General features: G+C 56.8%; 10 protein-coding genes. 6 read left to right on the forward strand and 4 right to left on the reverse strand.

Going from position 1 to position 8,067, the window contains the following annotated elements:
• Positions 1-322: 322 nt before the first annotated feature.
• From HQL52_14975 to HQL52_14990, 4 genes are all read right to left on the reverse strand, one after another.
• Positions 323-964: an HAD family hydrolase gene (locus HQL52_14975; protein MBF0370751.1), complete on the reverse strand. Its 642-nt coding sequence runs from the start codon at positions 962-964 to the stop codon at positions 323-325.
• 41 nt (positions 965-1,005) lie between these two features.
• Entirely contained in the window at positions 1,006-1,398 is a 393-nt protein-coding gene (locus tag HQL52_14980) for a hemerythrin domain-containing protein (GenBank protein ID MBF0370752.1), read from the reverse strand.
• Between the two features lie 176 nt (positions 1,399-1,574).
• The gene (locus tag HQL52_14985; GenBank protein ID MBF0370753.1) at positions 1,575-1,970 is read right to left on the reverse strand and encodes a YjbQ family protein; all 396 of its coding nucleotides are present in this window, start codon (positions 1,968-1,970) and stop codon (positions 1,575-1,577) included.
• Positions 1,971-2,131: 161 nt separating this feature from the next.
• Entirely contained in the window at positions 2,132-2,815 is a 684-nt protein-coding gene (locus HQL52_14990) for a YihA family ribosome biogenesis GTP-binding protein (GenBank protein MBF0370754.1), read from the reverse strand.
• A gap of 68 nt (positions 2,816-2,883) precedes the next feature.
• Here HQL52_14990 and dusB point away from each other — a divergent pair, with 68 nt between their 5' ends.
• The 6 genes from dusB to HQL52_15020 form a co-directional block, all read left to right on the forward strand.
• The gene (gene dusB, locus HQL52_14995; GenBank protein ID MBF0370755.1) at positions 2,884-3,927 is read left to right on the forward strand and encodes a tRNA dihydrouridine synthase DusB; all 1,044 of its coding nucleotides are present in this window, start codon (positions 2,884-2,886) and stop codon (positions 3,925-3,927) included.
• The gene (locus HQL52_15000) at positions 3,924-5,012 is read left to right on the forward strand and encodes a PAS domain-containing protein (GenBank protein ID MBF0370756.1); all 1,089 of its coding nucleotides are present in this window, start codon (positions 3,924-3,926) and stop codon (positions 5,010-5,012) included. Before dusB ends, HQL52_15000 begins: the two co-directional genes overlap by 4 nt.
• Positions 5,009-6,490 (forward strand): nitrogen regulation protein NR(I), encoded by a 1,482-nt coding sequence (gene ntrC / locus HQL52_15005; GenBank protein ID MBF0370757.1) that lies wholly within the window; start codon positions 5,009-5,011, stop codon positions 6,488-6,490. The genes HQL52_15000 and ntrC overlap by 4 nt, the downstream gene beginning before the upstream one ends.
• Before the next feature lie 267 nt (positions 6,491-6,757).
• The gene (locus tag HQL52_15010; GenBank protein ID MBF0370758.1) at positions 6,758-7,042 is read left to right on the forward strand and encodes an AtpZ/AtpI family protein; all 285 of its coding nucleotides are present in this window, start codon (positions 6,758-6,760) and stop codon (positions 7,040-7,042) included.
• 23 nt (positions 7,043-7,065) lie between these two features.
• Positions 7,066-7,827, forward strand: coding sequence for a F0F1 ATP synthase subunit A (locus HQL52_15015; GenBank protein MBF0370759.1), 762 nt, complete (start codon positions 7,066-7,068; stop codon positions 7,825-7,827).
• Positions 7,828-7,905: 78 nt separating this feature from the next.
• Positions 7,906-8,067, forward strand: a 162-nt coding sequence (locus HQL52_15020; protein MBF0370760.1) for an ATP synthase F0 subunit C, incomplete at its 3' end; no start/stop codon positions are given.

An 8,067-nucleotide genomic window follows, 5' to 3' on the forward strand; every position in this document is an offset into this window, starting at 1 on the left:
GAAGATTGGATCATTTCACAACCGGCACAAGGCATCAACAAAATACCACCCCCCAGAGGTCACTTTTTCCACGATTTGGTACCAAAGAATATCCTATCGGCTGTGTTCGAGTGGGGTGGGCAGGTAACGAACGGTCATTAAAAGGCAAATATGAAATATGGATCCACGCAAAATAGTCAGGATGACTGGATTTTTTTCAGGAATGAGAGGCGTTTTGTCTGCTTGCTTATCATGAAGAGTGTCGGGGCAGACATTATTTTGGATGTGAGGTTATTAGATTATTGACAGGTTGGAGGCATCAGGGAGATTAGGGGGCAGGAGATCACAGCCAATCCTGAAGCGAGGTCAAATCCGGGGCTGTTTCAAGCTCTAAGGGGAAGGGGTTGGCTCGATTGGGGGCGACAATACCGAGAAAGCCACAACCGCTACTCAGAGCTGCTTGATAGTCTGAAATGGAATCCCCCAGGAACAGCAGTTTTTCGGGGGGGATCGATTCCTGATCGAGTATGGCCTTGAGGGTGAGCGCTTTTTTCACCGGGCCGCCATAGACTCCTTTGAAGAGCCCCGTCATGCCTCTGGCGGCCACCACTTCCCGAACTTCCTCCTGGGGGGCGGCGGAAACCACATAACAGGGGTGCTGGGGAGCGGCGGCAAAAAATTCCCGGGCGCCGGGAATCCACGGGCAAGCGATGGTTTTGGCCTTTACCAGGGATTGATAGCGATTCACCTGATAAGCCAAGTCAGCCGGGCTCAAACGCTCCCCGGTGGTTTCCTGGAAGACCCGGGCAATCCGCTGATCCCGAAACACCCCCCGGGAGTTTTCCCACGCTGAGAGGGCCTTTTCCTGGATAGTCGGACCATATTGATCGAAAAGTTGTTGCAGGGCCTGGTCTTTGATGGGCACCGAATCAGCCAAAACGCCATCAAAATCAAAAGCCACCGCGCTTATGGAAGATGCGGCCATACGGATGGATTCCCCTCACCTGAAAAGGGACTGCCCCATGATTATTGGGCAAATTTGGCAAAGAGGATCTCTTCCTCCCACAGCACCCGTCCTTTGAGAAAGCGGATCAATTTTTTCAGATCCTTTTTAAAATCGGCCCCAGCCTGCTCACCCGCATGTTTGTCGAGAAAATTTTGCGCCAGATCGCCGATCTTGCGCATATGTTTTTGATAATAATCGAGAATGATTTTCAGATCCCGATCTTCTTCAGCCCGCTGGATCAACCCCGGATAGAGCTGTTTATCCTCTTTGGCCAGATGATCGGCGACAAATCCCCGAAGCTGGTTGAGGGAACTCAGACGGTTTTTGTCCTGGGGGGCCAGTTTGCTGAGTTTTTTGAGAAATTTCAGCATTTCCTGGTGTTCATCCTTCAGTTCCTGAATGAATGGATCCATGGCCTTTTTTCCCTCGTTCAGAAGGGTGATCGGGGGTGGTGATGGATGCCTTTCCCTCCTTGGCCGTGTGGCAGCCGCTGTGGCTGGGTGCGCCTGTCAGGGATGGCGGGTCAACGGGTCGATGGAGCCATTATTAAGTCGATGGCGCTATTTTTCGACCATTTCAGGATGCCGCTTCAGGGAATTTGGAGCAAGACTTTTCTGGTTCTGGGGCCATCAAATTCCGCCAAAAACACCCCCTGCCAGGTGCCCAGCACCGGACGACCCCCGGCGATGAGCAGGGTGAGTTGGTTGCCCAGGAGGCTTGTCTTGACGTGGGCTGGGCTGTTGCCTTCGGCGTGGCGGTAGTCGGAGCGGTTGGGCACCAGGCGTTCCAGGGTGTCGAGCATGTCGGTGACCACATCCGGATCGCAGTTTTCATTGAGGGTGAGGCCAGCCGTGGTGTGGGGCACAAAGAGATGACACACCCCTTCCCGAATCCCGCTCTGACTGATTTCTCGGCTCACTTGCTGGGTGATATCCACCAGGTTTCGGGGGCGGGCGGTGTCGATGGTCAGGGTTTTGGTGAACATGGCTCTGGTTCCTGGTTCGATGGATCAATGTGGATTTGGCTATGGTCTGGATGGCTGTAGAATATTGATAAAGGTGGCATTTTTTTCGGTGACCAGCTTTAATCTTCCCATGAAGAATCAAGATGGCCCAGCCTCGTAAGGCGTGACCCATCTTTTTATCGTTATTCTGGATGGGTGGTTTCCAAAGAGGGCTCCTGTGGGGATTCGGTTTCGCTCCCCTCCCCCACACCCCTTCCCAACACCTCTCGGATGCGTTTCCATAGCTCAGGAATGCCGTCCCCCTTGAGGGAAGAGGTGGCCGCCACCGGCATCAGGGCGAATTGGGCCAGGGGTTTGAGCTGTTTATTGATTTGAACGATTCCCTGGCGGCGGGCGTTGGGCTTGAGCTTGTCGATTTTGGTGGCCACCGGCAGCAGGGGAATACCCCGCTCCTCCAAAAAGAGGATCATCTCCCGGTCGATATCGGTGATGCCTCGCCTGAGATCCATCAACAGCAGCACCGCCCGCAGATTGCGCCGGTGATCCAGATAGTCGCCGATGGCCTGCTCCCAGCCCCGATGCTCCTGGCGGTTGACCTTGGCAAAGCCGTAGCCGGGCAGATCCACAAACCACCAACGCTCCTTCACCTGAAAAAAATTGATCCGTCGGGTGCAGCCCGGAGTTCGACTCACCCGGACCAGCTTTTTGCGGTTGAAAAGCCGGTTGAGCAAGGCGGACTTGCCGACGTTGGATCGCCCTACCACCGCCACTTCCGGCAGATCCGCCGGGGGAAACTCGGAAAGTTTGAGGGCGCTGGTGACAAATTCCACGGGCAGTGTCTGGGAAGAATGTGGGGATCGGGTCATGATTCCTGTTGATTGGTGGGGAGAGTGGCGTTAGATTGCATATATTTTATGCAGGAGAGCGCCCAGTAATGCAATCCATAGATCCTATTTCAGCCCTTTTTGCCAAGAAAATAGGCAATCCCACCCCAAAACCCCTCATTCTGGCCCCCATGGCTGGCGTGACGGATCCCCCTTTCCGTCGTTTGGCCCGGCGTTTTGGCGCGGATTTGACCGTTTCGGAGATGATTCCCTCCCAGGCGATGATTCGTATGGGACAAAAGGGAGGCAGGCTTTCCACCTCTCTCCGGGAAGAGAGCCCCCTGGCGGTGCAGATCGCGGGGCGGGAACCGGGGGAGATGGTGCGAGCGGCCCAAATGAATGTGGCCCGGGGGGCGGAAATCATCGATATCAACATGGGCTGCCCGGTCAAAAAAATCATCAAGGGAGGCGCTGGGGCGGCCCTTTTGAAGGACGAAGGTTTGGTGGACGCCATTCTGGAAGCGGTGGTGGCGGCTGTGGCGGTGCCGGTGACGGTTAAAATTCGCCTGGGCTGGACCCACGATAGCCTGAACGGCCACCGGATTGCGCAAATTGCCGAGGCTCGGGGGGTGCGGATGATCGCTGTGCATGGTCGCACCCGCAGCCAGATGTATTCCGGGGTGGCTGATTGGGAGGCGATTGCCCGGATCAAGAGGGTGGTATCGATTCCGGTGATCGGCAATGGGGATGTGCGCTCCCCCCGGGATGCGGAAAAAATGTTGGCCATATCCGGAACAGATGGGGTGATGATCGGTCGTGGCGCTTTGGGTAACCCCTGGCTCTTTCGGGAAGTGAAACACTATCTCACTTATGGAGCAGAGGGGGATTCTACGGCGGCAGCCCCCCCCGCTCCACCCTCACCCACCCCCCGGGAACGGCTGGAAGTGGTCCGGGAACATTTCCAGGGATTGCTCGATTTTCACGGCGCCCACACCGGTAACCTTTTGGCCCGCAAGCATCTCTCCTGGTATAGCCGGGGGTTGCCGGGGAGTGCCGATTTTCGCTCCCGGGTCAATCTATCCCGCTCTCCGGAAGAGACCTGGGGATTTATCGATACTTTTTTTGCCGCCCTGCCGGATCAGGAGGCAGCATGAGCGGGAGGGCCGATCAGGGGATGATGGAGGACTCTCCACTCTTTTCTCCGGAGCAGCTGTGCGATCAGCTGACCGTGGGTTTTATCGCCGTGGATCGGGCCGGGATCGTGCAGGCGGTCAACAGTGCGGTGGAGCGGCTGCTGGGCAAACCCCGCCGCCATCTGATAGGCGCTTCCCTGGAGGAGCTGTTGCCGGGACACCCGGTAGCGTTGGATTTGATTGAGCGTTCCCACAATCTGGGTATGCCTTGCCGGGTGCGTAATGCCCAGCTAAGTGCCAAGCCCGGCAGTTCCAATCTGGTCTCCATGACCGCCGCCCCCATTCTGGATGCCCAAGGGCAACCCACCGGGGCGATCCTGCAACTGGAGGAGGTGGGGACGGTCTCCCGGTTGGAAGAGGGGCAGCGGCTGCATGACACCCTGAACTCTCTGGGGGAGATGGCTCTGGCAGTGGCCCATGAGGTCAAAAATCCCCTGGCTGGAATCCGGGGGGCAGCGCAGCTGTTGGAGCTGGAGGCACAGAGTGATTCCGCAACGGACTGCACCCGACTGATCCGCACCGAAGTAGACCGCATCAGTCGCCTGTTGGATAATCTGCTGGGTATGGCCGATGTGCGAACCCTGGACGCCCGGGAGATCAACATCCACCTGGTGCTGGACCATGTTTTGAAGCTCTGCCAGGGACAACACCCCCAGCCGGTACAGGATTATGATCCCTCTCTGCCCGCCATTCGTGGGGATCGGGATCAGCTGATCCAGCTTTTTTTAAATCTATTGAAAAACGCCCAGGAAGCCGCCGGTGAGGGGGGGGCGGTTCGGGTGCGCACGCGGATTTCCAATCAGGTGCGTCTGGAGCAGGGGCGGCGTATTCCCCATGTGCTGGTGGAAATGGTCGATAACGGCCCGGGCATTCCCCAGGAGCTGCGCCAGCGCATTTTTCACCCCTTTGTCTCCACCAAATCCAAGGGGACCGGTCTGGGGCTCGCCATTGCCCAGCGTATTGTTCACGATCATTCCGGGCTGGTGGAGGTGACGAGCCATCCGGGTGAGACCATTTTTCGAATTTATTTGCCGGTGCCCCGATGAGTGAAGCCAGAGCCAAAACCGTGCTGGTCGCCGACGACGACCAGGCCATCCGCTTTGTTCTGGAGCAGGCGCTCTCCCGCTCCGGGTTCGGGGTGCGCACCTTTGCCAACGGCTCCGACCTTTTGGCCAGCCTCGCCCAGGAGGGGGGGGACCTGATCATTACCGACATCGTCATGCCGGAATCCTCTGGCCTGGATCTCCTGAAAACAGTCAAAACCAGCCATCCCAGCCTGCCGGTGATCGTCATCACCGCTCAATCCACCCTGCAAAATGCGGTGCACGCCTTTGAGCGGGGGGCTTTTGAATATCTGGCCAAACCCTTTGATATTTTGAAGGTCGTGGAGCTGGTGGAAAAGGCTTTGAGCCAAGCCCCCAAGCCCCTGCCCAGGGTGGGACAGCTGGATGTGGATCGGTTTGGTGGCATCATCGGTTCGTCCCTGGCCATGCAGGAGCTGTTTCGCACCATAGGCCGCTTGGCCAACTCCGACACGACGGTGCTCATCCACGGGGAGTCCGGCACTGGCAAGGAGCTGGTCGCACGGGCCGTCCACAGCAACAGCCCCCGCAAAAACGGTCCCTTTACCGCCCTCAATATGGCGGCGATTCCCCGAAATTTGGTGGAAAGCGAGCTGTTTGGTCACGAAAAAGGGGCGTTTACCGGCGCGGTCTCCCGCCGAGCGGGACACTTCGATCAGGCCCGCAACGGCACGCTTTTTCTCGATGAAATCGGCGACATGCCCCTGGAGGCCCAGACCCGGCTTTTGAGGGTGCTGCAAAACGGCACCTTCACCCGGGTGGGGGGGACTGAAACCAGACGGGCCAACGTGCGTATCATTGCCGCTACCCATCAGGATCTCCCGGCTGCGATTGCGGGAGGGCGCTTTCGGGAGGATCTTTTTTATCGTCTGAACGTGATCCCCCTGCATGTGCCGTCGCTGCGTTCCCGGCGGGAGGATATTCCCCTGCTGGCGGAATATTTTTTAGCGCAAACGGCCCAAAATCTATCCCTGCCCGCCAAGCGATTTTCAGCTTCCGCCATGGGGGCTTTGACCGCTTATGATTGGCCGGGAAATGTCCGGGAGCTGGAAAATCTGGTTCACCGGGTGATGGTGTTGGTGCCCCACGATATGATTGAAGCGGACCACCTGGATCTGATTCCCCACTCCCAGCCGAATCTGGCAGGGGCAGGGGAAAGGGCAGAGGCAGCCCCCCCTTCGGCCAACGGCCAGACCCCGGCGGTTTCCGGTGAGACCACTCTGAAAGAGGCGATATTGGGGGAGCTGGATCGCTATTTTACCACCCTCAACGGTTTGAACGTCACCGGTCTCCACGCCACCATCATCCATCAGGTGGAGGAGGTGCTGCTCACCCGGGTGTTGGGGGAGACCCGGGGCAATCGGGTAAAGGCAGCCAAAATTTTGGGTATCAATCGCAACACCCTGCGCAAAAAAATGCAGGATCTGGGAATCGACTCCTGAGAGCCCGGGGAGGTTTTGGGGGGTGCTTGGGTTTGAATATGGAGAATGGGTGGAGTAACTCCATAAAATTGATGGATTATTCGGCGAGGTTTTCTGGATAAAGCCCGGTGAATTTCAGGGTTGAATCCAGAAAAATCAGGACGCTAATCCAGTGAATCGGGGGATTGAATCCGGGTGGTTGGGGAGTCAAATCCCGAAAAACAGGGTCGCAAGCGTTGACAGCGGGCTCCCCATTCCATAGTATCTTCGGGTTTTTGAGGCAAGACCATGGCATCAGAAAAAAGTTCCAGAGACGAAACAGGCTCTTCCAAACCGGATCATACGGGGCCGGGAGCTGCTGCTGCTGGAATGAGCTTCGGAATGCGTATGGCTTCGGAACTGGTCTCCGCCGTGATGGTGGGCGCGGGGCTGGGGTATTTGCTTGATAGTTGGTTGGAAACACAGCCATGGATGACGGTAGTCTTCCTCTTTTTGGGGGTGGCTGCCGGGTTCCGCAACATGTACCGGGCGGTTAACCCGGACAACAGCGAGAGATTCAAGGCCGGCCAATGACGTTTTCATTGATATCTACTGCGATGGCTTCTGAGGTTGCTCACGGAGCCGCGCCGAAATTGGACCCGTTGCACCACTTTCAGGTAGTCAAGGTGGTGCCCATCTCCCTTTTCGGTCTGGACCTGTCCATCACCAACTCCACCATCTGGATGTGGTTGGCGATTGCGGCGCTGTATGCTTTTTTCCATTTCGCCTTCAAAAATTCCACCAAGGTTCCAGGCCGTTTGCAGAGCGTGGGGGAGGTGCTCTTTCTGTTTGTGAAGGGCATTGTGGACTCTACGGTGGGGGGGGATGAGGCGAAGAGATATTTCCCGTACATTTTCGGGCTCTTTTTGCTGGTGATGGGGTGTAACCTCATCGGCTTGATTCCCGGTTCGTTTACGGCCACTTCGCAGCTGGCGGTGACGGGGACGTTGGCGATGGGTGTGTTTATCTTTGCCACGGGTCTTGGATTTAAGCGGCACGGGGCGCACTATCTCCATTTTTTCGTACCTTCGGGACTGCCTAAGCTGCTGCTGCCGCTGATGGTGCCCATTGAGATCATCAGCTATCTGGCCCGTCCGGTGTCGCTGTCGGTGCGTCTGTTTGCCAATATGACGGCGGGTCACACGGTGTTGGCGGTGCTCTTTTTCTTTTCTGCGACGCTGCCTTGGTTTGGCAACTGGCTGCCCTTTGGTTTTGCGGTTATCTTTACCGCAGTGGAAATTTTTATCGGCATCATCCAGGCTTATATCTTTACGATTCTGACCTGTGTTTATATCAACGACGCGATCCACATGCATTGATGTTGACATGGTGGTCGCCATGTGCCACATATCATCCGTTCACTGAATACGGGATCTACTTTAGGAGGAAACAACACAATGGAAAGCCTCGCCGCCTCTTTTATCGGGATGGGTCTGGCCGCTGCCGGACTGGCTGGCTCCGGCATTGGTCTGGGCTATATGTTTGGTAAGACCATCGAGTCTGTGGCTCGTCAGCCGGGTGCTGAGTCTCAGATGTCCAAATATGTCTGGATTGGTGCC

The organism is Magnetococcales bacterium (genome assembly GCA_015232395.1).
Lineage (GTDB): Bacteria > Pseudomonadota > Magnetococcia > Magnetococcales > JADFZT01 > JADFZT01.

Bases quoted from the DNA above. Each gene is read 5' to 3' on its own strand.
- HQL52_14975 (MBF0370751.1), bottom strand. From the start codon at position 964: ATGGCCGCATCTTCCATAAGCGCGGTGGCTTTTGATTTTGATGGCGTT.
- HQL52_14980 (MBF0370752.1), bottom strand. From the start codon at position 1,398: ATGGATCCATTCATTCAGGAACTGAAGGATGAACACCAGGAAATGCTG.
- HQL52_14985 (MBF0370753.1), bottom strand. From the start codon at position 1,970: ATGTTCACCAAAACCCTGACCATCGACACCGCCCGCCCCCGAAACCTG.
- HQL52_14990 (MBF0370754.1), bottom strand. From the start codon at position 2,815: ATGACCCGATCCCCACATTCTTCCCAGACACTGCCCGTGGAATTTGTC.
- dusB (MBF0370755.1), top strand. From the start codon at position 2,884: ATGCAATCCATAGATCCTATTTCAGCCCTTTTTGCCAAGAAAATAGGC.
- HQL52_15000 (MBF0370756.1), top strand. From the start codon at position 3,924: ATGAGCGGGAGGGCCGATCAGGGGATGATGGAGGACTCTCCACTCTTT.
- ntrC (MBF0370757.1), top strand. From the start codon at position 5,009: ATGAGTGAAGCCAGAGCCAAAACCGTGCTGGTCGCCGACGACGACCAG.
- HQL52_15010 (MBF0370758.1), top strand. From the start codon at position 6,758: ATGGCATCAGAAAAAAGTTCCAGAGACGAAACAGGCTCTTCCAAACCG.
- HQL52_15015 (MBF0370759.1), top strand. From the start codon at position 7,066: ATGGCTTCTGAGGTTGCTCACGGAGCCGCGCCGAAATTGGACCCGTTG.